This is a genomic window from Demequina capsici (assembly GCF_032102965.1).
GTDB classification, from domain to species: Bacteria; Actinomycetota; Actinomycetes; order Actinomycetales; family Demequinaceae; genus Demequina; species Demequina capsici.
Genome location: NZ_CP134880.1, coordinates 1,180,537 through 1,206,528, shown reverse-complemented (window position 1 = coordinate 1,206,528; position 25,992 = coordinate 1,180,537). Strand labels below are relative to the sequence as shown.

Sequence of the window (25,992 nt, the reverse complement as noted above, 5' to 3'; positions counted from 1 at the left end):
GCACCTGTCCTACACGCCTACGGGCGCGGCCTCCTCATCGTCCGCTCCATCGGCGAGCTCTCCAGTGGGAGCCTCGCGACCCTTGTCGTCGCCCATGAGCAGGCTCGCGACCCCTGTGATGAGAGCGATCGAGATCGCCATGACCACGTAGGCGCTCGAGAATCCGATCGTGTCGTACGCGTATCCGAAGGTGAGCGAGAACACGGCCACGCCGAGCGCCTTCGCGAAGCCGAACCCGAGCGTGTACGCGGTGGCAGAGATCTTCACGTCGAACATGCGGGTGATGTACTTCATGACGGACACGAGCATGAAGGGCATCTCGATCGCCGCGAGCAGGCGCCAGGCGATCAGCGCCTCCGTGGTGGTCACGAAGGCGGAGCCGAGCACGCGCAGGACCAGGATGCCCGCGAAGATCTGCAGGCCCCGCTTCGCGCCGATCCGATTCACGATCCACGGCGTGAAGACCATCACGACGGCCTCGCACAGGATCTGGATGAAGACCACGCGGCTGAACAGCGTCTCAGGGTCGCCGTGCAGCACATGCTCGGAGAAGTAGATCGCGTACTGCTGGTCGAACACGTCGTAGAGCGCGGCGGTGCCGAACATGAGCACGACGAAGCCGAGGAAGCTGCGGTCCTTGAGGAGCCTGAGGACCGTGGCCTTGCTCACCTTGTGCGCGGACGCGTCGGCTTCGGAGCGATGCCCCTCCGGCGCCTGGTGCGGGACCTTGGCCAGGAACAGGAGCACGCCGAGCACGAGCGCTGCGAGCGACGCGGCCCACCACACGTTGTCGGGATTGCCGGCGTAGATGACGCCGCCGACGAGCGAGGCGGTCGCACCGCCGAGCGACCCGAACAGGCGCGCATGACCGTACTCGAATCCGTTCGCACGGCTCGCCCGCTCGTTGAACGCCTCCACCACGGACACGCCTGACATCAGCACCAGGCTGAGGTAGACGCCTCCCACGACCGCCGCCAGGGTCTCGTCGACCCCGATGAGCGGCTTGAAGACGAACTGGAAGAACGGCCCCATGAGCGCAGCGCACACGACCACGAAGGAGTACAGCGGCTTGCGGAAGCCCAGGCGGTCCTGGGTGTAGCCGTAGATCGGCTGCAGGCCCATCGCGACGAGCGCCATCACCGTGCTGACCAGCCCGATGTTGGTCGAGTTCATGCCCTCGGCCTTCAGCCAGAGGCCCATGAACGTGAAGACGAGCTGCCAGCCGAAGAAGTAGAAGAAGAAGGTGCCGCCGTAGTTCCATACGACGCTCCGCTTGAGGGAGTCGAGCACGCTCGGCTCGGTGCGGGTCGCCTCCAGGGCGGTGTTCTCGGAGCTCATACCATCGTCCCTTCGGGTGAGAGCAGCGCAGCGGTCGCGGGCACGGGTCGGGTGAGGGCCGCCGGGCGCCCCCACACGGGCCGGCCGTCAGCGTCGAACGGAAGCACCTGCGCGCACGCGTGGCGGTTGGGCTCCCACAGCGGATCGCCGTCGAGCCGAGTGTAGGTGCGTGCGTGGTAGACCAGCACGGTCTCACCCTCGGGCGTCTCGGTGAACGAGTTGTGGCCGGGGCCGTAGATCCCGACGCTCGCGTCGGATGCGAGCACCGGATCCGGCGACTTGGTCCAGCTGGCCGGGTCGAGCAGGTCCGCGTCGGCGTCGGCGGTCAGCAGACCCATCGCATACTCGGTGCCCGTGCCTGATGCCGAGTAGGTGAGGGAGACCTTGCCGTTCTTGACGAGCACGGAGGGGCCCTCATTGACCCAGAAGGTGACGGTCTCCCAGTCATGCTCGGGCCTGGTGAGGAGCACCGCAGGGGTCGCGAGCGTCCACGGATTCCGCATGCGCGCGATGTAGATGTTCGAGTGGCCCTTGATCGCCAGATCCTGTTGCGCCCACACGAGGTGCTGAACGCCGTCCAGCACGACGCTCGTGGCGTCGAGCGCGAAGGACTCCCAGCCGGTGTCGACCTGCCCGCGGTCCACCCACGTTCCAGTCAGAGGGTCCTCGTCCCTGCACTCGAGGCAGTACACGCGGTGGTTGAAGGTGGGGTCCGCCTCGCCGTCGTCCGACGTGACCTCCTCGTCGGGGGCGGCCGCGTAGTAGAGGTACCAGGCTTGGTTCACGCGATGAAGCTCGGGCGCCCAGATCAGGTGCGACTGGGGGCCTGAGTCGGGCCTGCGCCAGACCGTCACCTCGTCCGCGGCCTGCAGGCCGTCGAGGGTCGCCGCCCGACGCAGGACGATGCGGTCGTAGGCGGGGTGCGAGCCGGTGAGGTAGTACTCGCCGGCATGGCGCAGCACGCACGGATCGGCGCGCTGCAGGACGATCGGGTTGTGGATCGGGGTCGGCATCGACTCTCCTCGGATTGACTTCGCGAGGCGGAGGCGCACCGCTGCGGCTCCGCGTGGGGCGTCCGAACCGTGAGGGGAGGGCCGCCTGTTGAGTCGATTATTGCATCGTTGTAAACGTTCTCAGGACGCCGAAGGTCCTACCTCGTGGACGATTCGCCTTCACCAGCGCGGCCAGCTGCCGATAGGACGATCGCAGGGCACCGGGGAGCCGTTCCCCGTCCCTGCACCGCAACCGCTGGAACCGCCTTCGCCGATTCGCTCCGTGGGCCGGTGCCAGAGCCTCGGCGCCCCTTCGCGCCCCGCCTCGGCGGGCGACGCGGAGGGGCGTTGTCGCGCGAGGCGCCTGCGCCGAGGGCCTTCGAGCGCCGTCACCGTGGGCAGGCGCAGGCTCGCGCCGCACCGACGCGCACGGCGAGTCGTCTCAGCCGATGCCGGGAAGCGAGATCAGGTGACCCGTGTGCCGCACCTTCGCCTGCAGGTACCGCGCGTTGGCGTCGGTCAGGTGGACCCCCGTCGGCACCTGCTCGTCGACGCCGATGCCGAGCCGCTCGAGCTGGTCCGCCTTGTCAGGGTTGTTGCTCAGCAACCGGATGCGATCCACGCCCACGGCTCCCAGCATCTGGGCCACCGCGGTGTAGTCGCGCTCGTCGTCGCCCCGGCCCAGGGCACGGTTCGCCTCGTACGTGTCGAGCCCCGAGTCCTGCAGCGCGTACGCATCGAGCTTGGCATACAGGCCGATGCCCCTGCCCTCCTGTCTCAGATAGAGCAGGAAGCCGCCGGCCTCGCTGATGCGCTCGACCGCCTCGCGCAGCTGGGGACCGCAGTCGCACCGCTCCGAGCCGAGCACGTCACCGGTGAGGCACTCGCTGTGCGGACGGACCAGCGGCGCCGCACCCCCGGACCTCGCGCGCTCGACCGCGGACTCCCAGTCGCCCAGCCCCAGCAGCAGGTGCTCCGCACCGTCCGCGAGGCCATGGAAGGTCATCACGGTCGCCGACGTCGCATAGCCGTCGGCGAACCTCATCGGGACCACCACCCGCGCCCTGACCTGCGCCACGGCGTCGGCGGTCGGGCGCTCGTGACGCACCACGGACTCGACTCGATGCTCGGCGCCTCCACTGGGGCAACGCAGTGCGACACTCATCGGGATCCTCCTCCTACGACGCTTGAAGGCGCGGGTGCCGATCACAACGTGCGACGCGCGCCCTGAATTCCCGCAGGGGCCTGCGCGGTCGCCGCCGATTTGCGGACTACACTGCAAGCGTTTACAACTGGAAGCGGTGGCAACGACGCCCCAGGCCTCACCGGACCTGCGTCTGCGCCCCGCGCCCGCCGTCCCGTGAGCGAGAGGACCCGCGCTGTGGTCTACCGAACGATTGCCGAGAGCCCCGCCGACTGGTGGCGCTCCGCCGTCATCTACCAGGTCTATCCGCGATCATTCGCCGACGCCGACGGCGACGGCGTGGGCGACCTGCCCGGGATCACGTCCCGGCTCGACTCCCTCGCAGACCTCGGCGTCGACGCGATCTGGCTGTCGCCGTTCTACCGCTCCCCTCAGCACGACGCCGGCTACGACGTGGCGGACTTCTGCGACGTGGATCCCCTGTTCGGCACGCTCGACGACTTCGACGCGCTCTGCGACTCCGCGCACGCGCTCGGGATGCGCGTGGTCGTCGACATCGTGCCGAACCACACGAGCTCCGATCACGCCTGGTTCCAGGCCGCGCTCTCCGCGGCACCCGGCTCGCCCGAGCGTGCCCGGTACATCTTCCGCGAAGGCAAGGGTCCCGACGGCGCGCTGCCGCCGAACGACTGGCAGTCCGTGTTCGGCGGCCCCGCCTGGACCCGCGTCACCGAACCCGACGGCAGCCCGGGCCAGTGGTACCTCCACCTGTTCGACATCACCCAGCCTGACCTCGACTGGACCCAGGAGCAGGTCCGCGCCGACCTCGACGACGTGCTGCGGTTCTGGCTCGCACGCGGCGTCGACGGGTTCAGGGTGGACGTGGCGCACGGCCTCGTGAAGGCGCCCGGCCTGCCCGACTACACCGCGGAGGAGCGAGCAGGCGCGGCGATCGGCGATCCTGCCACGTCGAGCCCGTACTTCGCGCAAGACGGCGTGCACGAGATCTGGAGACGCTGGCATAAGGTGGTCGCCGCGCATGGACCGGACCGGATCCTCGTGGCCGAGGCATGGGTCCAGCCGCTCACCCGCATGGCGCTCTGGGTGCGCCCCGACGAGATGCAGCAGGCGTTCAACTTCGCATTCCTGATGACCGGATGGGATGTCGACGAGATGCGCGACATCATCGACGACTCCATGTCCGCCTTCGGTGACGTCGGCGCGCCCTCCACATGGGTGCTCTCCAACCACGACGTCGTCAGGCACGCGACCAGGCTCTCCCTCACCGCCCCGAACCCGCAAGGCCACGGGGTCGGCCCCGGCTTCCCAGGCCTGCCCGAGGTCCAGCACGGGGTCCGGCGCGCACGCGCGGCCACCCTGCTCATGCTCGCCCTGCCCGGCGGCGCCTACCTGTACCAGGGCGAGGAGCTGGGCCTTCCCGAGGTGATCGACATCCCCGACAGCGCCCGACAGGACCCCTCCTGGTTCCGCTCCAACGGCGAGCGGCACGGGCGCGACGGGTGCCGCGTGCCCATCCCGTGGGAGTCGGACTCCCCCGCCTACGGATTCAACACGACCGGCGTCACATGGCTCCCCCAGCCCTCCGACTGGGCACCCTTCGCCCGCGACGCCCAGCGCGGCCACGACGGCTCCACCCTCGAGCTGTACCGCAGCGCGCTTCGCCTGCGAGCCGAGCACGGTCTCGGAACAGGCACCTTCGCCTGGTCCGACTCCCCTGCGGGCACGCTCGCGTTCGACAACGGTCCGGTGCGGGTCGTCACCAACGTCTCAGGAGCGCCGCTTCCCTTCACCGCTCTCGACGGCGAGGTCCTCCTCGCCTCGGCGCCGCTCGACCAGGACGTGCCCGCGGACACCACCGTCTGGCTTCGCTGTGCGCGCTGACCGCATCCGACGGCGACGCCGCGGGGAACGCGCATGAACGGCGTCTCCATCCTCAAGGTCGCCGAGCTCGCCGGAGTGTCCACCGCGACCGTGTCCCGCGCCCTCGCCGGCAAGCCGAGCGTCTCCGCCGCCACACGCGCCCGCGTCGAGGAGGCGGCGCAGTCGCTCGGGTACGTCGTATCCGCCACCGCGTCAGGGCTCGCGAGCGGACGCACCCGATCCGTCGGCATCATGATGCCCTTCCTCAACCGCTGGTTCTTCACGAGCGTGATGTCCGGCGCGCATCGCGTGCTCACCGACGCCGGCTACGACGTGACGCTCTACCACTGCGAGCCGAACAGGCTGGACGACATCCACGGCACCGAGAACGACCGGAGGGCGCGCCTGTTCCAGGAGTCCCTGCTGCGCCGGCGGGTGGACGCCCTCCTGCTGGTCACGCTGTCCCTCACCGCGACCGAACGGGACCGGCTGCGCGCCCTCGGCAAGCCGGTCGTCGCGATCGACCGGCCCCAGCCGGGCATCCCGACCTTCGCGGTCGACAACCTCACGGTCGCACGGTCCGCGGTCACGCATCTGCTCGACCTCGGACATCGCGACATCGCCTACGTGGGAGGCGTCATCCCCTACGACCTCGACTTCCAGGTGCCGGTGCTTCGCCGCGCAGGCTACGACGCCGCGATGGCCGAGGCCGGCATCCCCGTCAGGCCCCACCGCGCGCACGACGGCGACTTCACGAGCGCAGGAGGCTTCGACGCCGCGATGCGCGTGCTCACGGAGGGGACGACGCGTCCGACCGCCATCTTCGTCGCCTCCGACGAGATGGCGTACGGGGTGCTCAGCGCCGCGGCGGCACTGGGGCTCAGGGTCCCCGAGGACCTGTCCGTGATCGGCGTGGACGGCCACCCGACAGGTGACGTGCTGGGGCTCACCACGATCGACCAGCATCCGGCCGAGCAGGGCGCGACCGGCGCCCGCGCCCTGCTGGGCGAGCTCGAGCCCGACGCCGAGCACCCGCCGGCCCAGACACAGCTCCCGTTCGAGCTCATCGTCAGGAGGTCGACGGCGCCGCTGCAGCCCTCACGGTGACACCCCGGGGTCGATCATGCCTCCGAGATCAACGCCGACCCTGCAGCGCCCGAACGACCAGCGCAAGCACAGTTGCGCCCGCGAGCCCTCCAAGGCCCACCCAGAGGGTCCGTTGCATCAAGGAGGCAGAGGCCTCGTCCGTGAGCACGCCGCCCACCACCGTGCCGAGCGCACCGTCGCGACCGCCTGGCAGCAGCGCAAGAACGCCATCCGTGCCGAGCGCACGCACCAGGCCCCACGCGACCATCGCCATGACACCGATCGCGAGCAGGAGCTTCGGCAGGAACCACGCGCGCCGAGGCGACACGAGCAGGCCCACGACCACCAGGCCGATCCCCATCCACAGCCCGTACTGGGCCGCCAGCTCCATGACGTGATAGGCGGTGCGCGCGCGCTCGAACGTGTCCGCGTCCATCACGACGACCTCGACCGGCGCGATGTCCACCGCACTCGCCACTGAGCCCAGCACCGCGACGCCGTTCAGCTGGTCGGCGACCAGCGAGTCGACATCCACGACGACGACCAGAGGTGCAGCAGCGCGCGAGTCATCGGTGAGCGCCTCCGCGATCTGCTGCCGCGCGGCCTCCGCCTGATCGGCGACGAGAGTCTTGAACGCGTCGGAGCCCGCCACGTTCCGAAGAAGGTTCCCCACCACGTCCGACAGCCCGAGACCCTGCAGGTCGACGCCACGTCCGGCGAGCCAGTCGCCGACCTCACCGGTCATGGCGTCCGCGATCCGGCTCTGCACCGCTTCGGAGTCGAGCGCCCGCTCGGTGATCGTCACCACCGCAGTGCCGTCCTCCACCGCCCTCACCGCGACGGAGCTGATCGCCCAGCCGACGATGGACAGCGCGCCCGCGAGGATGCACAGCGCGGAGATGATCGTCCTCAACAGCTTCATCGACGTCCCTCATCCCATCCGAAGAAGACCCGCTCGCACACCGCTCGTGCGCGCCGTGCGGCCCGAGCGTACCGGTCGTCGAGCTCCGGACCCGTCTCCTCGGTGTCCATGATCTCCGCCAGCACCTTGAGCTCGCGCGCGTCGACAGGAAGCACGTCCGCGTCTCCCTGCCTACCGCGCAGCGCGATAGCGCCACGCAGATCCGTCGCGAGCGTCCAGGCTTCGCGAAGCGTCGAGGCGTCCTCGACGTCGAGCAGACCTTCCGCCTCCGCCACGTCCAACGCCGCGCGCGTCTCGGTGGTCCGCAGCCCCACCACGCGGTGCGCATGCTGCAGCTGCAGCAGCTGGACGGACCACTCGACATCCGACAGGCCGCCGGGCCCCAGCTTGAGATGCCGGCGAGGGTCCACTCCTCGCGGCAGGCGCTCGGACTCCATGCGAGCCTTGAGGCGTCGCATCTGCGCGAGCGCGTCCTCGGTGAGCCGCTCGGGGTAGCGCACGGGCTCCACGGCCGCGACGAACCTCGCCCGCAGCTCGGGGTCTCCCGCGCACGGCCGAGCCCTCAGCAGCGCCTGCGCCTCCCACGGGTCGGACCACCTCGCGTAGTAGCCGACGGTCGAATCGAAGGATCGTGCGAGCGGACCGTTGCGGCCCTCGGGACGCAGATCGGCGTCGATCTCAAGCGGCGGCTGAGCGCCGACCTTCTGGAGCAGGCCACGCAGCACTGTCGCGAGACGCTGCGCGTGGGCCGTCGCCTTGTCACCACCGCCCTCGAACACGAACTGCACGTCGGCGTCCGAGAGGTAACCCATCTCACGCCCGCCGTAACGCCCCATCGCGACCACGAGCAGCTCCGGTGGCTCCTCACCGATCTCGTCGCGCACCAGGCTCGTCGCAATGCGCAGCGCGCCCTCGATCAGCATGTCCGCCGTGTCGGTGACGGCTCCCGCCGCCGCCGACGCATTGATCATCCCCAGCGTGTCCGCCGCGGCCACCCGCGCGTTCTCTCGACGGCGCAGGCCTCGCATGGCGGTGATGGCCTGCTCCGCGTCGTCGCTCCGGCGCAGGATGGCGTCCGCCTCTGTCCACAGCCGCTCGTACGTGCGCGGCTTCAGATCCTCGTTCGTGCCGAGCCACCGCACCTGCTCACCGCTCGACAGCAGCGCGCGCGTCACGTACCCCGAGGTGGACAGCAGCCTCGCGAGCCGCTCCGCTGCGGCACCCGAGTCGCGCAGCAGCTTGAGGAACCACTGCTGGTCGCTGAGCTGCTCGGAGAGCTGACGGAAGGCGAGCAGGCCCGCGTCAGGCTCAGGCCCTTCGGCGAACCAGCCGATCATCGCGGGAAGCAGCTGCTGGCGGATCGCCGCGGATCGCGACACGCCTCGGGTGAGCGCGACGATGTGGCGCAGGGCGGCGTCGGCATCCTTGAACCCGACCGCCGCAAGACGGTCCCGCGCGGCGGTGCTGTCCAACCGCGCCTCGCCGGTGCTGAGCCTCGCCACGACGGGAAGGATCGGCCGGTAGAACATCTCCAGGTGCATCGCACGCACCCGCCGGCGGATGTCGTGCCACACCTCCTCCATGTACTCGACCGTGGCGAACCCCGACGCTCGCGCGAGGATGCGCCGGTCCTCCTCCTCGGCCGGCATGAGGTGGGTCCGGGAGAGCTTCCGCAGCTGCAGTCGGTGCTCCCACACGCGGAGCTGACGGTAGGCACGGTCCATGGCCGCAGCCTCGGGACGGCCGACGTATCCACCAGCCCGCAGCGCAGCGAGCGCGGTCAAGGTGGACCGCGAACGGAGGGTCTCGTCCGCACGGCCGTGGACCAGCTGGAGCAGCTGGATGGTGAACTCGACATCTCGCAGACCGCCAGGCCCCAGCTTGATCTGGCGATCCGCCTCATGCGCAGGGACATGCTGCTCGACCCTGCGCCGCATCGCCTGCGCGGCCTCGACGAAGCCCTCGCGAGCGCTCGCGGACCAGACGAGCGGCTGAAGCATCTCGACGTATCGGTCACCGATCTCAGGGTCGCCAGCGATCGGCCGGGCCTTGAGGAGCGCCTGGAACTCCCAGCTCTGTGCCCACCGCTCGTAGTAGGCCAGGTGCGACGCGAGCGGACGCACCAGGGCACCGTCCTTGCCCTCGGGCCGCAGGTTCGCGTCCACCTGCCACAGCGGGGGCTCCGCAGCGAAGCGGTCGCACGCGCGCGCGGCCGCCGCCGCCATGCGCGTCGCGACACGCAGAGCCGCCTGGTCGTCCGCGCCCTCCGCCGGCTCCGCGACATAGATGACATCGACGTCGGACACGTAGTTGAGCTCGCGCGCCCCGCACTTGCCCATGCCGATGATGGCGAGCCTCGTGAGCGCGTGGTCAGGCTCGGCGGCACGTGCGAGCGCCAGCCCCGCCTCGAGCGCCGCGCCGGCCAGGTCCGCGAGAGCGGTGCCGACGGTGGGCATGAGGCCGATCGGATCCGACTGCACCAGGTCGGTCGCCGCGACCCGCAGCAGCTGCCGGCGGTACGCGACGCGCATGGCCGTGATCCCCTCGTCGCCGGCAAGGGTGGCCACCGGCGCCATGGCAGCGGGGTCGGCGCCGACGGCCTCGAGCAGGCGGGCACGCACGTCGACCTCGTCGAGCGGCTCGTCCTCAGGCCAGCTGCTGAAGTCGCGCACCAGCTCGGGGTGACGGACCAGGAAGTCCCCCAGCGCCACCGAGCCGCCGAGCACCACGCCCAGCCGACGACCCGCGGGGGTGTCGATGATGGCCCGCAGCGGCTCCAGCACGCCCGCGTCGCGGGCGGACTCGCACAGCCGGAGCAGCTGCAGGAGCCCGACGTCCGGGTCAGCGTAGAACGACAGGGACACCGCCGGGTCGATGAACCGGATCCCGGCGACGTCCGCGATCTGCTCGATCAGCTGCTCGGCGCGCGTGGAGTCGACGACTCCCGCGCGCCGCAGCTGCGTGGAGAACGAGACCTCGCGTGAGCTCATGCGTCGGCTTCCGCCGCTGCTGTCACAGGACCGGCAGGTTGGTCTCGAGCTCGTAGGGCGTGACCTGCTCGCGGTACGCCTGCCACTCGGCGCGCTTGTTGCGCAGCACGAAGTCGAACACCCGCTCGCCGAGCGTCTCCGCCACGAGCTCCGAGCGCTCCATGGCGGCGATCGCCGCGCTCAGCGACTGGGGCAACGGCTCGTAGCCCATGGCCTTGCGCTCCGACTCCGACAGCTCCCAGACATCATCCTCGGCGCCAGGGGGAAGCTCGTAGCCCTCCTCGATGCCCTTGAGACCGGCCGCGAGCATCACAGAGAACGCCAGGTACGGGTTCGCCGCCGAGTCGAGACCGCGGTACTCGATGCGCGTCGACTGGCTCTTGCCAGGCTTGTGCACCGGGATGCGCACGAGCGCGGAACGGTTGTTCGAGCCCCAGCAGACGTAGCTGGGCGCCTCGGATCCGCCCCAGAGGCGCTTGTACGAGTTCACGTACTGGTTGGTGATCAGCGTGATCTCGGGCGCGTGCTTGAGCAGACCGGCCGCGAACTGACGCGCAGTCACCGAGAGGTCGTACTCGCTCCCCGGCTCGTAGAAGGCGTTGCGGTCGCCCTCGAACAGGCTCAGGTGCGTGTGCATCCCGGAGCCAGGCGATCCGGCGAGCGGCTTGGGCATGAACGACGCGAAGACGCCCTGCTGCAGCGCCACCTCCTTGATGACCGAGCGGAACGTCATGATGTTGTCCGCCATGGTCAGCGCGTCCGCATAGCGCAGGTCGATCTCGTTCTGGCCCGGACCGATCTCGTGATGCGAGAACTCGACGGAGATGCCCATCGCCTCGAGCATCGTGATCGCGTCGCGGCGGAAGCTGTGAGCCGCACCGCGCGGCACATTGTCGAAGTAGCCCGCCTGGTCCACCGGCACCGGCAGCTTGCCGTGCTCGAGCGACTCGAAGAGGTAGAACTCGATCTCGGGATGCGTGTAGAACGTGAAGCCCTTCTCGCTGGCCTTGTCGAGCGTGCGCTTGAGGACGTTGCGCGGGTCCGAGAGCGCCGACGCGCCGTCGGGCGTCTCGATGTCGCAGAACATGCGCGCCGCACCCTGACGCTCGCCCCGCCACGGCAGCACCTGGAACGTCGTGGGGTCGGGCCGGGCGATCATGTCAGCCTCGTACACGCGCGTGAGGCCCTCGACAGCCGAGCCGTCGAAGCCGATCCCCTCGCTGAAGGCGTTCTCAAGCTCGGCCGGCGCGATCGCGACCGACTTCAGGACTCCGAGAACGTCGGTGAACCAGAGTCGGACGAACCGGATGTCACGCTCCTCGACAGTGCGGAGCACGAATTCCTGCTGCTTATCCATAGACCTCATCCTGCCGTATCCCTGTGACGAACGTGTTTCCTTGCTGAGGGCGCGCCGTACCTGGCCGAACGCGCATCGGACGCCAAGCGTTCCGGCGTAGGCTTCCGCCATGACGGACCTGCGCATCGCGATGGCACAGATCAACACCTGCGTGGGCGACATCCCTGGTAATACGTCGCTGATCATGAGCAGCTGCCGGGCCGCCGCCGCGCGCGGCGCTCAGCTCGTCGCCTTCCCTGAGATGACGACCACCGGCTATCCGATCGAGGACCTCGCCCTGCGCGCCAGCTTCCAGCGCGCCGCAGAGCGCGCCGTCCACACGATCGCCACCGAGCTCGAGGCGACAGGCCTGGGCGACCTTACCGTCGTGCTCGGCACGCTCGGCACGAACGACCACGGTCGGCCCACGAACGAGGCCGTCGCCCTCCAGGGCGGCAGGGTCACCGCCCGCTACGCGAAGCACCACCTGCCCAACTACGGGGTGTTCGACGAGAGGCGCATCTTCGCCCCCGGCGACTCCCCCTGCGTCCTCACGCTCGGCGACGCCCGCGTCGGCCTGGTGGTGTGCGAGGACATCTGGCAGGACGGCGGACCGGTCGCCGCGCTCGCCGACGAGGCGATCGACCTGCTCCTCGTCCTCAACGGGTCACCCTTCGAGGAGGGCAAGGGCATCATCCGGACCGAGCTCGCCCGCAAGCGCGCCGCCGAGGTGGGTGCTCCCGTCGCCTACGTCAACCTGTGGGGCGGGCAGGACGACCTGGTCTTCGACGGTCACTCCTTCATAGTCGCCGCCGACGGTGCCTGGATGGCGAACGCCCCGGGGTTCGAGGACGCGCTCCTCGAATGGGAGGTGCCGACGGCCGGCGCTCCCCCCGTGCAGGGACAGGTCGTCGACTTCGCCTCGGACGACGAGCAGGTGTACCGCGCCGTCGTCACGGGTCTGCGCGACTACGTCGTGAAGAACGGGTTCCGATCGGTCGTGCTGGGGGTGTCGGGCGGGATCGACTCTGCCCTCACCGCCGCGATCGCAGCCGACGCGATCGGCGGGGAGAACGTCGTCGGGGTGTCGATGCCCTCCGAGTTCTCCTCCGACCACTCGAGGGACGACGCCGCAGACCTCTGCAGGCGGCTAGGCGCCGATTACAGGGTGCAGCCGATCGCCCCGCTCGTGGACGCATTCCAGGCGCAGCTGGCGCTCACCGGCGTGGCCGAGGAGAACCTGCAGGCGCGAGTGCGCGGCGTGGTGCTGATGGCCGTCTCCAACCGCGAGGGCCACCTCGTGATCGCGCCAGGCAACAAGTCCGAGCTCGCCACCGGCTACGCCACGATCTACGACGCCGGCAGCATCGGCGGCTTCGCTCCGCTGAAGGACCTGGACAAGACCCGCGTCTGGGACCTGGCGCGCTGGCGCAACGCGCAGGCGCGGCTGCACGGGGAGGTCGAGCCGATCCCCGTCAGCTCCATCGAGAAGCCTCCGAGCGCCGAGCTCCGCCCGGGGCAGACGGACCAGGACTCGCTCCCCGACTACGCGCTCCTCGACGAGGTGCTGGACGCATACGTGGAGCATAGGGAGGGCCGCGAGGAGCTGCTCGCACGCGGCTTCGACGAGGCGGTCGTGGAGAAGGTGCTCTCTCTTGTGGACCGCGCGGAGTGGAAGCGCCGTCAGTACCCGCTCGGGCCGAAGGTCACCGCGCTGGCATTCGGACGCGACCGACGTCTGCCGGTCACGTCGCGCTGGCGTGAGCGCGCCGAGTAGCCCCGCTGGCGTCTGGACCATCGCAGCCCAGCCGGTTGCGACAGTGCGTACCGAGACACCGTGACACCGAGGCAGCCAGGCGGCCAAGCGACCAAGCGACCAGGCAGCCAGGCAGCCAGGCAGCCAGGCACATCCTGCCCGCGCCTGCCCCCTCGCTCCACAGATCGACGATCGTGACGCCCCCAGCGACGTCGTGAACCCCGAGATCGACGATCATGACGGGACCCACGACCGCGTCACGCACGGCGGTCGCGGCGCAGACCGTGCGCGCCGACACCCACGCGGCCGTGCGCACCCGCGCGCACACCCACACGGCCGCGCGCACCGAGCACCGCGCATCGGCCACGCCCGAGCGGCCGCGCGCACCGAGCGCAAACGTCACAGATGTCTATGTGTCGCCACAGACTGCCGGTGAGACGTCACGCATGTCGATCCAGAGCACGAGCCGCCAGGGCGGACGGACCATCGACCACGCGCGCGCGTCGGCGGCGCCCGCCGCCCCGTGAGAAGGTAAATGCATGAGCAAGAAGGTGCGGATCCACCACTTCAAGGAGATGAAGCAGCGCGGCGAGAAGATCACCATGCTGACGGCCTACGACTACCCCACCGCGAAGGCGTTCGACGCTGCCGGGGTCGACATGCTGCTCGTGGGTGACAGCCTCGGCGACAACATGCTGGGCTACGACTCGACGGTGCCCTTGACGCTCGACGAGATGATCCCGTTCGCCCGCGCGGTGTCCCGCGCGGCGGAGCGCGCGTTTGTCGTGGCGGACCTCCCGTTCGGAACGTACGAGATCTCTCCCGAGCAGGCGGTCGAGTCGTCGATCAGGATGATGAAGCTGTCCGGCGCGCAGGCGATCAAGTTCGAGGGCGGTCGCAGGATCGCGCGCCAGGTGAAGGCGGTGACCGACGCCGGCATCCCGTTCTGCGGCCATCTGGGCTTCACGCCGCAGAGCGAGAACGCCCTGGGCGGACGCCGAATCCAGGGCCGCGGCGAACAGGGTCTGCAGGACCTCGTGGCCGATGCGCTCGCGCTTCAGGAGGCCGGCGCGTTCGCGGTCGTGCTGGAGATGGTGGTCGCGCCCGCCGCTGCGGCCGTCACGAAGGCGCTGGACATCCCGACGATCGGCATCGGCGCCGGGCCGGCCACGGACGGCCAGGTGCTCGTGTGGCTCGACATGGCGGGAGTGGGCGAGTGGCACCCCCGGTTCTCGCGCCAGTTCGGCGCGGTCGGCGCGGAGATGACGGGCGCGGCAGCGGGCTACGTGCAGGCGGTCAAGGACGTGGAGTTCCCCGCCGCAGCGCACACGTTCGACAGCTGATCCACTCCGCGTCCGCACGGGCGTGGGCCGAAAGGAGCGCTCGATGGCGAGCATCATCGTGACAGGCAGCAAGGGCAAGCTGGGGCGGGTCGTCGCCGACGTGCTCGCGTCGGAAGGGCATACGGTGCACGGGCTCGACGCCGTGCCGGCACCCCCCGCACTCGACTACACGCGAGTCGACCTGCGTGACTACGGCCAGACGATCGACGCGATGTTCGGTGTCCAGGACAGGTACGACGGGGTCGACGCCGTGGTCCATCTGGCAGCGATCCCCGCGCCGGGCCAGGCGTCCGATGTGGCGACGTTCGACAACAACATCCTGGCGACCTCGCACGTGTTCCAGGGCGCGTTGCGCGCCGGCGTGAGGAGGATCGTCTACGCCTCGTCCGAGACGGTCCTCGGTCTCCCGTTCACGCAGGATCCCCCGTACATCCCGGTCGATGAGGACTACGACGCGCGCCCCGAGTCGAACTACTCGCTGGTCAAGCACCTCGAGGAGCAGATGGCGATCCAGCTGTGCCGCTGGCACCCGGATCTGGCGATCACGGCGCTGCGCTTCTCGAACGTGATGTACGAGGACGAGTACCAGGGATTTCCCGCCTTCGACGACGATGTCACGCTCCGACGCTGGAACCTGTGGGGCTATATCGACGCTCGCGACGGAGCGCAGGCGGTGTCGCGTGCGCTCGCGCACGAGCGGCAAGGCTTCGAGCGGTTCGTGATCGCCAATGCGGACACCGTGATGTCGCGCTCGAGCGCCGACCTGGTGGCGGACCAGTTCCCGCACGTCACCGTGACGAAGGAGCTGGGCGAGCATGAGACGCTGCTGTCGATCGACAAGGCGCGCGCCGTGCTGGGCTACGAGCCGCAGCACTCGTGGCGCCGCTACGTTCGGTAGGCGGCCCGGGTCAGCCCTTGTCGCCGCTCCACCGAGCGTCGTCGTCGTCCCACGACGAGCTCCGCTCCTTGGCGATCTCGAACGCCCGCTCCGCCTCCTCACGCGTCGCGTACGGGCCCATCAGGTCGTCCCAGTTGCTCAGCCGGCCCTTCTCCACCATCCGGGTCCGCACGTTGTAGAAGTACTCGACCTTGTCGCGGCCATCAGTGGACATGTCTCTCGCCTCCGTGAATAGACTGCCAGGTATGGACCCGGTCCGCGAGAGCATCGTCAAGGGGGTCGTGTCGCCCATGCGCGACGTGCCCCGCAGCATCGGACGCCCGCCGTACGTGGGGCAGAGGCGCGCTCCTCGTTGGACGGGTGGAGACGTCTACGACGCCGAGACGGTCGAAAGGATCCGCATCAGCGGTCGCATCGCTGCGCAGGCGCTGGCGGAGGTGGGCAAGGCGGTCCGCCCTGGCGTGACGACGGACGAGCTCGACCGGATCGGGCATGAGTTCGTGCTCGATCACGGCGCGTATCCGTCGACGCTCGGGTATCCGGGTTCCGCGGGCCGGCCGCCTTTCCCCAAGGCGCTGTGCACGTCGGTGAACGAGGTGATCTGCCACGGCATCCCGGACTCGACGGTGGTGCGCGAGGGCGACATCGTGAAGGTGGACATCACCGCCTTCAAGAACGGCGTGCACGGCGACAACTGCGGCTCCTTCATCGCGGGCGAGGGCTCGGACCGCGCCAAGCAGCTCGTCGAGGTGGCGCATGAGGCGATGATGCGTGGCATCAAGGCCGCGATGCCGGGCCGCGAGGTCAACGTGATCGGCCGGGTGATCGAGAAGTACGCGGCGCGGTTCGGCTACGAGTCGGTGCGCAGCTACACCGGTCACGGCGTGGGTCCGTCGTTCCATACGGGACTGGTGATCCCCCACTACGACGCGGCGCCGCATCATGACGACGTGATCGTGCCCGGCATGGTCTTCACCGTGGAGCCGATGCTGGTGGACGGCTCCGAGGCGAATCACGAGTGGGACGACGGCTGGACCGTGGTCACCGACGACGGGAGCTGGGTGGCCCAGTTCGAGAACACCATCCTCGTCACCGAGGACGGCCCGGAGGTGTTGACCAAGCCATGAGCAAGCACATCGCCATCGGAGTGGACATCGGCGGGTCGGGGATCAAAGCCGCGCCCGTCGACATGAGGACCGGGCAGTTCACCGAGGACCGCTACCGCATCCCGACACCGCAGCCCGCGACGCCCGAGGCGATCGGCAAGACGGTTGCCAAGTGCATCCAGCGCTTCGAGCCGTCACGGAAGACGCCGATCGGGGTGGCGTTCCCCGGCGTGATCCAGCACGGCGTGGTGAAGACTGCGGCGAACGTGGACGACGCCTGGGTGGGCACGAACCTTCGCGAGCTGATCCGCGACTACGCGGGCCATGACGTGCACGTGCTCAACGACGCCGACGCCGCAGGCTACGGCGAGTACCGCTTCGGCGCCGCGCACGGGCAGGACGGGAGCGTCTTCCTCGCGACGCTGGGGACCGGTGTGGGCACAGCGATGATCGTCGACGGCACGCTGGTGCCGAATCTCGAGCTGGGCCACCTCACCATCGACGGTCACGACGCGGAGGACTATGCGGCCGAGTCCGCCCGTGCGCGCCACGACCTGGACTGGGACACGTGGATCCCACACCTGCAGCGCTACTTCTCCGAGATCGAACGGCTGTTCTGGCCGGATCTGATCATCGTCGGCGGCGGCGTGTCGAAGTCGAGCCACATGTTCCTCCCCCGTCTCACGCTGCGTGCGCCGATCGTGCCGGCCGAGCTGCTGAACGGTGCCGGCATCGTGGGCGCGGCCGCTGCGGCATGCGCCGAGGACTCCAAGGAGAAGGCTCGCGCGAAGGAGCACGCGAAGCGCGCCGACAAGGAGGCGAAGAAGTCCGCGAAGCGCGCGGAGAAGGCCTCCGGCGCCCGCTGAGCGGACCTCGAGACCGCGTGGGACCGGCCTCGTTCCTGGGACGAAGGGCCCTGAATCCCGACGTGGGAGCGCAAGGTTCCCGCAGAGTCGCGGCCGCTACGCCTCCGTAACCTACGCATGCGTAGGTATCGACCTAGACTCGTGGGCATGACCGAGTCCTCGCGCATGACGACCATCCCCCTGGCCGTGCAGACACCCCCCGACCTCACATTCATCGCGCTCCTGCGGCAGCGTGCGGCGGAGTCTCCGCAGCACGTCTACTGCGAGCACAAGGACCGGTCGGGGACCTGGGTGCCGACCACGCTCGCCGCCTTCCTCGCGGAGGCGGAGCAGACTGCCAAGGGCCTGATGGTGATGGGAGTCGGCAAGGGCGACACCGTGGGTCTGCAATGCAACACCCGCTACGAGTGGGTGGTGATGGACTTCGCGATCCAGGCCGCGGGCGCCATCACGGTGCCGATCTACCCCACCTCCTCGCAGTACCAGGTCGAGGGCATCGCGAACGATGCAGAGCTGTCGCTGATCGTCGTCGAGAACGACACGCATGCGACGGTCGCGCGAGCCATCGACGACGCGCCTCGCGTGCTGGTGATCGACGATGCGACGGCGCCCGCTCTCGCGACGCTCAAGGCTGCCGGGGCTCACATCTCGGACGACGAACTCGCCGCCCGCGCGGAGGGGATCACGGCCGAGGACATCGCGACGATCGTCTACACCTCGGGCACCACGGGCAGACCCAAGGGCGTCGCGCTCCCCCACCGTGCGTTCGTCCAGTGGCCCATCAACGGCGCCGCGGACAAGGACTTCGGCACGTTGGCCGACGGTGACGCTCGACTTCTGCTGTTCCTGCCGCTCGCTCACGTGCTCGCACGGCACGTGGAGTTCCTGGCGCTGGCCTGCGGCGCAGTGCTGGGCCTCTCCCCGAACCCGAAGACGCTTGCGGAGGATCTCGGCACGTTCAGGCCCACATGGATCATGGCCGTCCCTCGGGTGCTCGAGACCTTCTACAACGTGGTCGACGCACGCGCGGGCGGGCCGCTCAGGCAGCGCCTGTTCCGGTGGGCGGCAGAGGTGTCACGCGACATCGACCGGACACGCCAGACCGGCCGTCGAACGTTGGGCCTGCACGCACGCGCGTGGCTCGCGAAGCGCCTGGTGCTGAACAAGGTCCAGCACGCGCTCGGCGGCAACCTCAGGTACATCGTCTGCGGCGGCGCCAAGCTGTCGGAGAGGATCTCGCACTTCTACGGCGGCCTTGCGATCCACGTGATGGAGGGGTACGGCTCGACCGAGCTGGCCGGGCCGATGACCTGCAATCCGCCGTCGCACGTGAAGGTGGGTTCGGTGGGCCGCCCGTATCCGGGCGGAGCCATCAGGATCGCAGACGACGGAGAGGTGCTCGCCCAGGGATCCAACATGTTCGTGGGCTACTACCGCAACCCCGACGCGACGGCCGAGGCGATCAGGGACGGGTGGTTCCACACCGGCGATCTCGGGTCGCTCGACGAGGACGGCTACCTCACCATCACGGGTCGGAAGAAGGAGATCTTGGTGACGGCGAGCGGGAAGAACGTCCAGCCGGCCTGCCTGGAGGACGCGATCCGCCCGTACCCGCTGGTGCAGGAGGTGGTCGTCGTAGGTGACGGCAGGCCGTTCATCGGCGCGCTACTGTCGATCGACGAGACGATGCTCCCGTCCTGGCTCAAGACGAAGGGGCTGCCGACGATGTCGGTGACCGAGGCGGCCTCGCACCCCTTCGTGAAGGATCACGTCCAGGGCATCATCGACCAGGCGAACGCGCTGGTGTCCCGCGCGGAGGCGATCCGTGAGTGGCGGTTCCTGCCGCGCGAGCTGTCGGAGAAGCGTGAGGAGCTGTCCGCCTCGATGAAGGTGCGTCGCCAGCAGGTCGAGGAGCACTTCGCCGACGTTATCGCGAGCATCTACGGCGAGATGCGCTGACGCTCGGGCGCTTCGGAGCCGGCCCCTCGTGTCCGCAAGATCCTCGATTGCCGCAGCCGCGTCGTCCCCACGAGCATCGCGCCCCACCGCTTCCAGGCGCACGACGAGGGCCGCCGTCCCGGAGATCACCTCCAGGACGGCGGCCCTCGTCATTCCTGCGGGGCGCCTCTCGGCGTGCCTGCGGGGCGCCTCTCGGCGTGCCCTCGGGGCTCGGCGCCGTCAGTCCTGCTCGGCGAGCAGCCTGTAGAGACGCTTGCGCGCCTCGGCCAGGATCTCGATCGCCTGAGGCGCCAGGTCCCCGCCGGGGACCCGCGCCACGTGCACCGCCGCCTCCTTGAGCGCGCCGAGCTCGGCGCGGAGTGCGCCGAGCGACTCGGCGGCAGCCGACGCCTCGAAGATCCCCTCGTGCTCGGCGGCATGCCCCGCAACCCAGTCGCGGCCGCCGTCGGTGAGCGACGCGGACCTGCGACCGTCGACGGTGTCGATCGACACGAGACCCTCGTCCTCGAGCGACTGGAGCGTCGGGTAGATGGACCCCGGGCTGGGGGTCCAGGCTCCTCCGCTGCGCTCCTGGATCTCACGGATCAGGTCGTAGCCGTGGCGCGGCTGCTCGGCGAGCAGCACGAGGATCGCCGCTCGGACGTCGCCGCGGGGGCGGCCTCCTCCCGGGCCTCGTCGTCCGCCTCGACCGTGGCCGTGCATCGACCCGGGGCCCATGGGCCCCACGCCGTCGCCCTTGCCACCGAAACCACCGTGGCGGCGCCTGCGGCCGCCGTGGCCGCCCTTGCCACCGGGGCCGCGGTCCGGGCCGTCGAACAGTTCGTCATGCACGTGGTCGTGATCTCTCATCATGGACTCCTTTCATATCGCGACGTGTGCACGATATATCGCGATACACGTCGCGTCAACCCCGTTCCGAATCGCGACCCTGGAGCGCACACGACCCGGACGCGCGCAGCACCCGCGCGCAGCACCGGCCGCGTACGCCACGCGGCGCAGGACGGCGGCCTCGCGCAGCCGCCGTCCGCCCGTGGCCGTACGCTCGAAGCATGACCTTCGCCGATACCCCGGTGCTCGAGAACTCCCTGGTCAGGCTCGAGCCCCTGTCGCAAGAGCACCACGACGATCTGTGCGCCGCCACCGGGTCCCTGCCTGCCACCGCCTGGTACACGACCGTCCCCACCCCCGAGCAGATGGCGAAGGAGATCGAGCGGCGGCTCTCGTTGCAGTTCGAGGGCACGATGGCGCCGTGGGCGATCGTGCCGGTCACGACAGGACGCGCCGTGGGCATGACGACGTTCATGAACCTCGACCAGCCCAACCGGCGCCTTGAGATCGGCTCCACATGGATGGGCCCTGAGGCGCACGGCACGGGCATCAATCCGGCGGCCAAGCTGCTGCTGCTCACGCGGGCGTTCGACGAGCTCGGTTGCATCGCGGTCGAGCTGCGCACCCACTGGCACAACCACCAGTCGCGCGCGGCGATCGCGCGCCTGGGAGCCAAGCAGGACGGCGTGCTGCGCAACCACCAGGTGTGGCGCGACGGCACCCTGCGCGACACGGTCGTCTTCTCGATCATCCAGCACGAGTGGCCCGCGGTCCGCAGCGGTCTTGAGGCACGCATCGCGTCGCACGGATGACGCCCGGCCCGGCGTACGCCAGGAATCACCGTCGCAGCGCGCTCGTTCCCAGGGTGAGATGACAGTCCGTAACCCCGTGCACGCGCTCCGCTCCCGCGTCGGCCACCAGGTGTTCCTCAAGATCGCGGGACCCGATGGTGACGCCGCGCGTCTGCGCGTGCACGACACCCCGGGCCCGCGGTGGTTCCCGCCAGGAAGCCCGATCCGGCGCGTGCACGCGGATGTCACCACGTTCGTCGGGGGCCTCCGCGCGCTGCTCCTCCAGTCGTTGCACCCGCTGGCGATGGCCGGGGTGGCCGGCCACTCCGGGTATCGCGGCGACCCGTGGGGACGCCTGGCACGCACATCTACCTTCCTGGCCTTCACGACCTTCGGGGCAGAGTCCGACGCCCTACGCATGGTGCAGATGGTCCGCGACACTCATGAGAAGGTCCGCGGCACCGCCCCGGATGGCCGTGAGTACGACGCAGGCGACCCCCACCTGCTCACCTGGGTCCATATCGCTGAGGCCGACTCGTTCCTCGCGGCTCACCAGCGCTACGGCGAGCGGCCGCTGACTCCCGAGCAGGCCGACGAGTACGTCGCCCAGTCGGGCGAGGTGGCCCGCAGGCTCGGCGCCGTCGACGTTCCCACCACGACTGCGGAGCTGGCCACCGCGCTCGACGCATACCGGCCAGAGCTCCACGCCACCGCGGCCGCGCTCGACACCGCCCGTTTCCTGCTGCGCGAGCCGCCGCTGCCGCAGGTCGCCCGTCCTCCGTACGCTCTGCTCGCGTCGGGCGCGGTCGCACTGCTTCCTGCGTGGGCGCGCTCCGAGCTCGACCTCGATCGCTGGACCACGCGCAGCTTCGGGCCCACCGCCGGGGCGCTCGCGACGCACGGCATCCGATGGCTGATGGGTTCCGCCGACAGACGCGCGAGCACCGTGGACGATCAGTCGTCGGCGCGTGACCTGGATGAAACATCGTCACGCTAGCCTCGCGTCACGCCCCGGGTAATGCGCAGGACATGAGGGTTTCTCCCCGGAGCGCGATCGGTTGCGACCGCCTCCGATCGGCCGTCGCCTAGCTCAGGAGTCCTCATGACCGCAGTCCCCGCCGCGCAGCCGTCGCCCACCGATGTCGAGGCGCGGCTCGACGCGCTTCGGTCGCGGATCCACGACGAGCTGGACCTGCTCGACTACGGAGGCCGCGACTGGGTCCCGTCCCCCGGGCCCGACGTGCTCGACGTCCTCATCGTGGGCGGCGGCCACGCGGGCCAGGCCTTGGCCTTCGCCTTGGCGCGCAAGGACGTCCGCAGGGTGCTCGTGGTCGACGGCGCTCCCGTGGGCCTGGAGGGGCCATGGAGCACGCAGGCCCGCATGCGCACGCTGCGCACGCCCAAGATGCTGAAGGGGCCGGACAACGACGTACCCGCGCTCGCCCCGCGGGAGTGGTTCGTCGCACGGTACGGCCGGGAGCGCTGGGACGCGATCCGCTTCATCCCGCGCCTCGACTGGCAGGAGTACCTGCAGTTCTACCGGGAGGTCACGGGCATCGACGTCGTCAACGAGACCGCCGTCACCAGCGTCGCTCCGCCCGCCCACCCCGACGGCCCGTTCATCGTCACGCTCTCCGGACCGGACGGACAGACCACACGTCTCGCGCAGCGCGTGATCTTCGCCACCGGGCTTGAGGGCGCGGGAGGCGTCTCGGTGCCGCAGCACCTCTTCCACCATCTCCCGAAGTCCGCATGGGGCCACACCAGCCACATGCTCGACTTCGATGCGATGAAGGGCATGCGGATCGGCGTGCTGGGTGGTGGCGCGAGCGCATTCGACGTGGCGGGGACCGCCCTCGAGCACGGCGCCGCGGACGTCCAGCACTTCATGCGCCGTGCCCAGATGCCTGCCGTGAACCCGCTGCGCTGGATGGAGTACGCGTCCTTCGTGGAGCACTTCTGCGACTGGGACGACGCGCACAAGTGGGATTTCATGCGCAAGGTCCTGGAGATCGACCAGCCGTCCACGCAGTCCAGCATCTGGCGCTGCTTCGAGCACGACAACTACAAGTTCGCGCTCGGATCGCCGTGGCTGTCGACGCGGATGGACGGCGACGAGGTCGTCGTCGATGTGGCCGGCACCGAGCACCGCTTCGACTACGTGATCGCCGGCACTGGAGTAGCCGTGGACCTGCGGATGCGCCCCGAGCTCGCGCCCTTCGTGGACCAGGTGGCGCTGTGGTCGGATCGGTTCACGCCGGCATCCGGCAAGGAGCACCTGGGCCTTGCCGCATACCCCTACCTGACGGGCTCGTTCCAGTTCACCGCCAAGAACGCCGACGCGGCGCCGTGGATGGCTCGGCTCTACCATTTCGCTCAGGGTGCGCGCGTGACGATGGGCATCACGGGCCATCAGCTGTCGGGCCTGCCTGCCGGCGTCCAGCGACTGGTCTGGGGGCTCACGCGCGACCTCTTCCGCGAGCACCAGGCCGCAGTCCGTGCGGACTTCGACGCGTACGACGAGCGTGAGCTGATCTCGCTCGGGCCGCGCCCTGCGGATCAGCCCCCGATCCAGAGGCACGCCTCCTCCAGCTGGGCGGAGCGCCTGCATCCAGGCACGATCGAGGTGTGACGGATATGCGTCGGAGGCCGGCGCATGGACGATCAAGACGGAGGGAACTGCTCCGTCGACCGGCGTGGACTCGCCTACGTGTACTGCTCGGCCGCGTTCATCCGAATCGCACGCCGAGAGCCCGGTTCATCAGGGAAGCCCGCCGACCTGCGTGCCGGCGGCGATCTCGCCGTTCATGATCTGCTGCCAGAACTCCGGCGCCTGATCAGCGTCCAGGAGCACGGCCGACTGACCGTCCACGCGGTAGTCGATCGTGGAGATCGGCGGAGTGCCGGTGACGGCATCCCCTCCGATCGCGCTGTGGAAGGTGAGCGCGGCCTGCGCGAGATCCAGGGCATGAGTGTCGTCGTCGACGCGGAACGCATTCAGGCCCACGTCCGCTACGCGATGCGCGGCGAACGGGTTGAGCAGGATCGACGGACTGAGGATCGCCGACGCGACCGCTGACATCACCTGCTGCTGGCGCTGGGTGCGCCCGATGTCGCCCAGCGGGTCGCTGTACCGCATGCGGGAGAACGCGAGCGCGGTCGCACCGTCGGCAACGTGGCATCCCGCGGTCCAGTTCAGCTCGCTCTTCTCATCGTTCACGTCGGAGTCGTAGCAGAGCTCCACGCCGCCGACGGCGTCGACGATGTCGACGACGCCCGTGAAGCCGACCTCGACGTAGTGGTCGATCGTGAGGCCCGTGAGCTGCTCGACGGTCTGGACCAGCAGCGGCGCGCCACCCCAGGCGAACGACGCGTTGATCTTTCCCGAACCGTTCCCGGGGATGTCCACCCAGGAGTCCCGGGGGATGCTGAGCAGCGCGACCTGGCCGTTCACCGGCTTGTGGAGCAGCATGATCGTGTCCGTGCGCGCGCCCTCGGTGCCGTCGTCGAGCCATCCGTCGCGCGAGTCGGAGCCCACGATGAGGTAGGTCTCGCCAGGGGTGTCTGCCGCTCCGCTCAGCGCGTCCACGTGGATGAGCCTCGACTCGACCCACCGCCATGTCCCGCCGACGACGAGCACGACGATCAGCAGCAGCGCGATCACCGAGTTGCGGAGCAGGTGGCGCTTGCGACGCGGTCGGGCGGTCGTGGCGACCGGCCGCGACTCCCCGGCGGCGGTGCTGCGCGGCGGCACGGGCGCTGCGGACGCGGATCGGCGAGGCGCCTGAGCCGGCGCACGCGTGTCGCCCGCCGCGGCAGGCGCCACCACATCGGGCCGCTGACGGTGCGGGGTGCTCGGCGTCGTGGGGCGCCGGCCGGAGCCCGGCGTCACCGAAGGCGGCGGTGCACCCTGGGCCCGTGACCGCGAGGGCGACGAGGCAGACGGCGCCGGCTGCTGCGGCGCGGGGCGGGTCGAACGTCGCGTCGGCTGGAAGGGATCGCCCGGGCGCGCGGTGCCGCCCTTGGGCTGGATCGATGGCGGCGCGGGGCGACGGGGCCCGGGCGCGCCTGCGGTGCGGTCTCGGCGGTCGTCTCCCCCAGCATTGCTCACGGGCCGAGGCTACCGCCGTGGCACTCGGTTCCCGTGGAGGTTCGCCCGGTGAGGCTTCCCGGGATGCCCCCAGAACACCGTTCCCCGTTGCGCGACGACGTGCGCGGCGTGACGATGGTGGGCGGGTCCCCTCCCCCCGCACCGAGGAGCTTGCGATGACCAGCATCGCCGACGCCGCCCAGCAGTTCCTGTCCCACCGACGGATCGCCGTCACCGGCGTCTCCCGCAACCCCGAAGGTCACGGGTCGAACGCCGTGTACGTGCGACTCCGGGAGCGCGGCTTCCAGCCGTTCGCGATCAACCCGAACGCCGAATCCGTCGAGGGCGACCCCGCCTACCCGTCCCTGGCCGCGGTGCCTGGGGGCGTGGAGGCCGTGGTGATCGGCACGAGCCCACAGCACGCCATGGCCACGGTCGAGGAGGCTGCGGCGCTCGGCATCACCGACATATGGATGCATCGATCGTTCGGCGCAGGAAGCGTCGACGAACCGGCTGCGGCCTGGGGCCGCGCGAAGGGCATGACGGTCATCGCCGGCGGCTGCCCGCTCATGTTCGGGGATGCCTCCGACGGGGGCCACAGGTTCATGTGCAGCGTCATGAAGCTCACAGGCAAGGTGCCGCGCGAGGTCTGACCCGCGCAGTCCG

General features: G+C 69.9%; 22 protein-coding genes. 13 read left to right on the top strand and 9 right to left on the bottom strand.

Annotation, left to right across the window (positions count from 1 at the left end; all coding sequences use genetic code 11):
• Positions 1 to 9 precede the first annotated feature (9 nt).
• The 3 genes from RN607_RS05845 to RN607_RS05835 all read right to left on the bottom strand — a co-directional run bounded on the left by RN607_RS05845 (position 10) and on the right by RN607_RS05835 (position 3,495).
• On the bottom strand, positions 10 to 1,338 hold the full coding sequence (locus RN607_RS05845; protein WP_313545003.1) for an oligosaccharide MFS transporter: 1,329 nt from the start codon (positions 1,336 to 1,338) through the stop codon (positions 10 to 12).
• The gene (locus RN607_RS05840) at positions 1,335 to 2,351 is read right to left on the bottom strand and encodes a glycoside hydrolase family 43 protein (protein ID WP_313545001.1); all 1,017 of its coding nucleotides are present in this window, start codon (positions 2,349 to 2,351) and stop codon (positions 1,335 to 1,337) included. The genes RN607_RS05845 and RN607_RS05840 overlap by 4 nt, the downstream gene beginning before the upstream one ends.
• Before the next feature lie 421 nt (positions 2,352 to 2,772).
• The gene (locus RN607_RS05835; protein WP_313544999.1) at positions 2,773 to 3,495 is read right to left on the bottom strand and encodes a GTP cyclohydrolase II; all 723 of its coding nucleotides are present in this window, start codon (positions 3,493 to 3,495) and stop codon (positions 2,773 to 2,775) included.
• Between the two features lie 216 nt (positions 3,496 to 3,711).
• On the opposite strand from RN607_RS05835, the gene RN607_RS05830 reads away from it, so the two are divergent.
• Positions 3,712 to 5,376, top strand: coding sequence for a glycoside hydrolase family 13 protein (locus RN607_RS05830; protein WP_313544997.1), 1,665 nt, complete (start codon positions 3,712 to 3,714; stop codon positions 5,374 to 5,376).
• Between the two features lie 33 nt (positions 5,377 to 5,409).
• On the top strand, positions 5,410 to 6,462 hold the full coding sequence (locus RN607_RS05825; RefSeq protein ID WP_313544995.1) for a LacI family DNA-binding transcriptional regulator: 1,053 nt from the start codon (positions 5,410 to 5,412) through the stop codon (positions 6,460 to 6,462).
• Between the two features lie 28 nt (positions 6,463 to 6,490).
• Here RN607_RS05825 and RN607_RS05820 read toward each other — a convergent pair whose 3' ends face one another.
• The 3 genes from RN607_RS05820 to RN607_RS05810 are packed head-to-tail and all read right to left on the bottom strand — an operon-like array spanning position 6,491 to position 11,710.
• Complete coding sequence (locus RN607_RS05820) at positions 6,491 to 7,363, bottom strand: hypothetical protein (protein WP_313544993.1); 873 nt, start codon at positions 7,361 to 7,363, stop codon at positions 6,491 to 6,493.
• A complete protein-coding gene (locus RN607_RS05815) occupies positions 7,360 to 10,353 on the bottom strand; it encodes a bifunctional [glutamine synthetase] adenylyltransferase/[glutamine synthetase]-adenylyl-L-tyrosine phosphorylase (protein ID WP_313544991.1) in 2,994 nt (997 codons plus the stop codon). The genes RN607_RS05820 and RN607_RS05815 overlap by 4 nt, the downstream gene beginning before the upstream one ends.
• A 22-nt stretch (positions 10,354 to 10,375) precedes the next feature.
• Positions 10,376 to 11,710: a glutamine synthetase family protein gene (locus tag RN607_RS05810; protein ID WP_313500835.1), complete on the bottom strand. Its 1,335-nt coding sequence runs from the start codon at positions 11,708 to 11,710 to the stop codon at positions 10,376 to 10,378.
• A 109-nt stretch (positions 11,711 to 11,819) separates the two neighbouring features.
• Between RN607_RS05810 and RN607_RS05805 the strand changes: the two genes are divergently transcribed.
• The 4 genes from RN607_RS05805 to RN607_RS05790 all read left to right on the top strand — a co-directional run bounded on the left by RN607_RS05805 (position 11,820) and on the right by RN607_RS05790 (position 15,686).
• Positions 11,820 to 13,466, top strand: coding sequence for an NAD+ synthase (locus RN607_RS05805; RefSeq protein ID WP_313544988.1), 1,647 nt, complete (start codon positions 11,820 to 11,822; stop codon positions 13,464 to 13,466).
• A gap of 215 nt (positions 13,467 to 13,681) precedes the next feature.
• Complete coding sequence (locus RN607_RS05800) at positions 13,682 to 13,972, top strand: hypothetical protein (protein ID WP_313544986.1); 291 nt, start codon at positions 13,682 to 13,684, stop codon at positions 13,970 to 13,972.
• Positions 13,973 to 13,984: 12 nt separating this feature from the next.
• Positions 13,985 to 14,788: a 3-methyl-2-oxobutanoate hydroxymethyltransferase gene (panB, locus tag RN607_RS05795; protein WP_313544984.1), complete on the top strand. Its 804-nt coding sequence runs from the start codon at positions 13,985 to 13,987 to the stop codon at positions 14,786 to 14,788.
• A gap of 43 nt (positions 14,789 to 14,831) precedes the next feature.
• Positions 14,832 to 15,686 (top strand): NAD-dependent epimerase/dehydratase family protein, encoded by an 855-nt coding sequence (locus RN607_RS05790; RefSeq protein WP_313544982.1) that lies wholly within the window; start codon positions 14,832 to 14,834, stop codon positions 15,684 to 15,686.
• Between the two features lie 10 nt (positions 15,687 to 15,696).
• Here RN607_RS05790 and RN607_RS05785 read toward each other — a convergent pair whose 3' ends face one another.
• Positions 15,697 to 15,900: an SPOR domain-containing protein gene (locus RN607_RS05785; RefSeq protein WP_313544980.1), complete on the bottom strand. Its 204-nt coding sequence runs from the start codon at positions 15,898 to 15,900 to the stop codon at positions 15,697 to 15,699.
• Between the two features lie 31 nt (positions 15,901 to 15,931).
• Here RN607_RS05785 and map point away from each other — a divergent pair, with 31 nt between their 5' ends.
• The 3 genes from map to RN607_RS05770 all read left to right on the top strand — a co-directional run bounded on the left by map (position 15,932) and on the right by RN607_RS05770 (position 19,617).
• Positions 15,932 to 16,813, top strand: a complete 882-nt coding sequence (gene map / locus RN607_RS05780) for a type I methionyl aminopeptidase (RefSeq protein WP_313500820.1) — start codon at positions 15,932 to 15,934, stop codon at positions 16,811 to 16,813.
• Positions 16,810 to 17,658, top strand: a complete 849-nt coding sequence (gene ppgK / locus RN607_RS05775) for a polyphosphate--glucose phosphotransferase (protein WP_313544978.1) — start codon at positions 16,810 to 16,812, stop codon at positions 17,656 to 17,658. The genes map and ppgK overlap by 4 nt, the downstream gene beginning before the upstream one ends.
• Positions 17,659 to 17,805: 147 nt before the next feature.
• The gene (locus RN607_RS05770; RefSeq protein WP_313544976.1) at positions 17,806 to 19,617 is read left to right on the top strand and encodes an AMP-dependent synthetase/ligase; all 1,812 of its coding nucleotides are present in this window, start codon (positions 17,806 to 17,808) and stop codon (positions 19,615 to 19,617) included.
• A 219-nt stretch (positions 19,618 to 19,836) separates the two neighbouring features.
• On the opposite strand, the gene RN607_RS05765 is transcribed toward RN607_RS05770, so the two are convergent.
• Positions 19,837 to 20,466, bottom strand: coding sequence for a PadR family transcriptional regulator (locus RN607_RS05765; protein ID WP_313544974.1), 630 nt, complete (start codon positions 20,464 to 20,466; stop codon positions 19,837 to 19,839).
• 200 nt (positions 20,467 to 20,666) lie between these two features.
• Here RN607_RS05765 and RN607_RS05760 point away from each other — a divergent pair, with 200 nt between their 5' ends.
• The 3 genes from RN607_RS05760 (at position 20,667) to RN607_RS05750 (ending at position 23,868) form a co-directional block, all read left to right on the top strand.
• Positions 20,667 to 21,257 carry a GNAT family N-acetyltransferase gene (locus RN607_RS05760; protein WP_313500810.1) on the top strand — a complete coding sequence of 197 codons (591 nt, stop codon included), beginning with the start codon at positions 20,667 to 20,669 and terminating at the stop codon, positions 21,255 to 21,257.
• Positions 21,258 to 21,315: 58 nt separating this feature from the next.
• Positions 21,316 to 22,233, top strand: a complete 918-nt coding sequence (locus RN607_RS05755) for an oxygenase MpaB family protein (protein WP_313544971.1) — start codon at positions 21,316 to 21,318, stop codon at positions 22,231 to 22,233.
• Between the two features lie 105 nt (positions 22,234 to 22,338).
• Entirely contained in the window at positions 22,339 to 23,868 is a 1,530-nt protein-coding gene (locus tag RN607_RS05750) for an FAD-dependent oxidoreductase (protein ID WP_313544969.1), read from the top strand.
• A 129-nt stretch (positions 23,869 to 23,997) separates the two neighbouring features.
• On the opposite strand, the gene RN607_RS05745 is transcribed toward RN607_RS05750, so the two are convergent.
• Positions 23,998 to 25,128: an LCP family protein gene (locus tag RN607_RS05745; protein ID WP_313544967.1), complete on the bottom strand. Its 1,131-nt coding sequence runs from the start codon at positions 25,126 to 25,128 to the stop codon at positions 23,998 to 24,000.
• A 374-nt stretch (positions 25,129 to 25,502) separates the two neighbouring features.
• Between RN607_RS05745 and RN607_RS05740 the strand changes: the two genes are divergently transcribed.
• Positions 25,503 to 25,979, top strand: coding sequence for a CoA-binding protein (locus RN607_RS05740; RefSeq protein ID WP_313544965.1), 477 nt, complete (start codon positions 25,503 to 25,505; stop codon positions 25,977 to 25,979).
• Positions 25,980 to 25,992 lie beyond the last annotated feature (13 nt).

Coding starts and splice junctions, on each gene's coding strand:
- RN607_RS05835 (WP_313544999.1), bottom strand. CDS start 3,495: ATGAGTGTCGCACTGCGTTGCCCCAGTGGAGGCGCCGAGCATCGAGTC.
- RN607_RS05790 (WP_313544982.1), top strand. CDS start 14,832: ATGGCGAGCATCATCGTGACAGGCAGCAAGGGCAAGCTGGGGCGGGTC.
- RN607_RS05845 (WP_313545003.1), bottom strand. CDS start 1,338: ATGAGCTCCGAGAACACCGCCCTGGAGGCGACCCGCACCGAGCCGAGC.
- RN607_RS05760 (WP_313500810.1), top strand. CDS start 20,667: ATGACCTTCGCCGATACCCCGGTGCTCGAGAACTCCCTGGTCAGGCTC.
- RN607_RS05785 (WP_313544980.1), bottom strand. CDS start 15,900: ATGTCCACTGATGGCCGCGACAAGGTCGAGTACTTCTACAACGTGCGG.
- RN607_RS05800 (WP_313544986.1), top strand. CDS start 13,682: ATGACGGGACCCACGACCGCGTCACGCACGGCGGTCGCGGCGCAGACC.
- RN607_RS05815 (WP_313544991.1), bottom strand. CDS start 10,353: ATGAGCTCACGCGAGGTCTCGTTCTCCACGCAGCTGCGGCGCGCGGGA.
- RN607_RS05755 (WP_313544971.1), top strand. CDS start 21,316: ATGACAGTCCGTAACCCCGTGCACGCGCTCCGCTCCCGCGTCGGCCAC.
- RN607_RS05825 (WP_313544995.1), top strand. CDS start 5,410: ATGAACGGCGTCTCCATCCTCAAGGTCGCCGAGCTCGCCGGAGTGTCC.
- RN607_RS05820 (WP_313544993.1), bottom strand. CDS start 7,363: ATGAAGCTGTTGAGGACGATCATCTCCGCGCTGTGCATCCTCGCGGGC.
- map (WP_313500820.1), top strand. CDS start 15,932: ATGGACCCGGTCCGCGAGAGCATCGTCAAGGGGGTCGTGTCGCCCATG.
- ppgK (WP_313544978.1), top strand. CDS start 16,810: ATGAGCAAGCACATCGCCATCGGAGTGGACATCGGCGGGTCGGGGATC.
- RN607_RS05840 (WP_313545001.1), bottom strand. CDS start 2,351: ATGCCGACCCCGATCCACAACCCGATCGTCCTGCAGCGCGCCGATCCG.
- RN607_RS05805 (WP_313544988.1), top strand. CDS start 11,820: ATGACGGACCTGCGCATCGCGATGGCACAGATCAACACCTGCGTGGGC.
- RN607_RS05750 (WP_313544969.1), top strand. CDS start 22,339: ATGACCGCAGTCCCCGCCGCGCAGCCGTCGCCCACCGATGTCGAGGCG.
- RN607_RS05740 (WP_313544965.1), top strand. CDS start 25,503: ATGACCAGCATCGCCGACGCCGCCCAGCAGTTCCTGTCCCACCGACGG.
- panB (WP_313544984.1), top strand. CDS start 13,985: ATGAGCAAGAAGGTGCGGATCCACCACTTCAAGGAGATGAAGCAGCGC.
- RN607_RS05810 (WP_313500835.1), bottom strand. CDS start 11,710: ATGGATAAGCAGCAGGAATTCGTGCTCCGCACTGTCGAGGAGCGTGAC.
- RN607_RS05770 (WP_313544976.1), top strand. CDS start 17,806: ATGACCGAGTCCTCGCGCATGACGACCATCCCCCTGGCCGTGCAGACA.
- RN607_RS05765 (WP_313544974.1), bottom strand. CDS start 20,466: ATGAGAGATCACGACCACGTGCATGACGAACTGTTCGACGGCCCGGAC.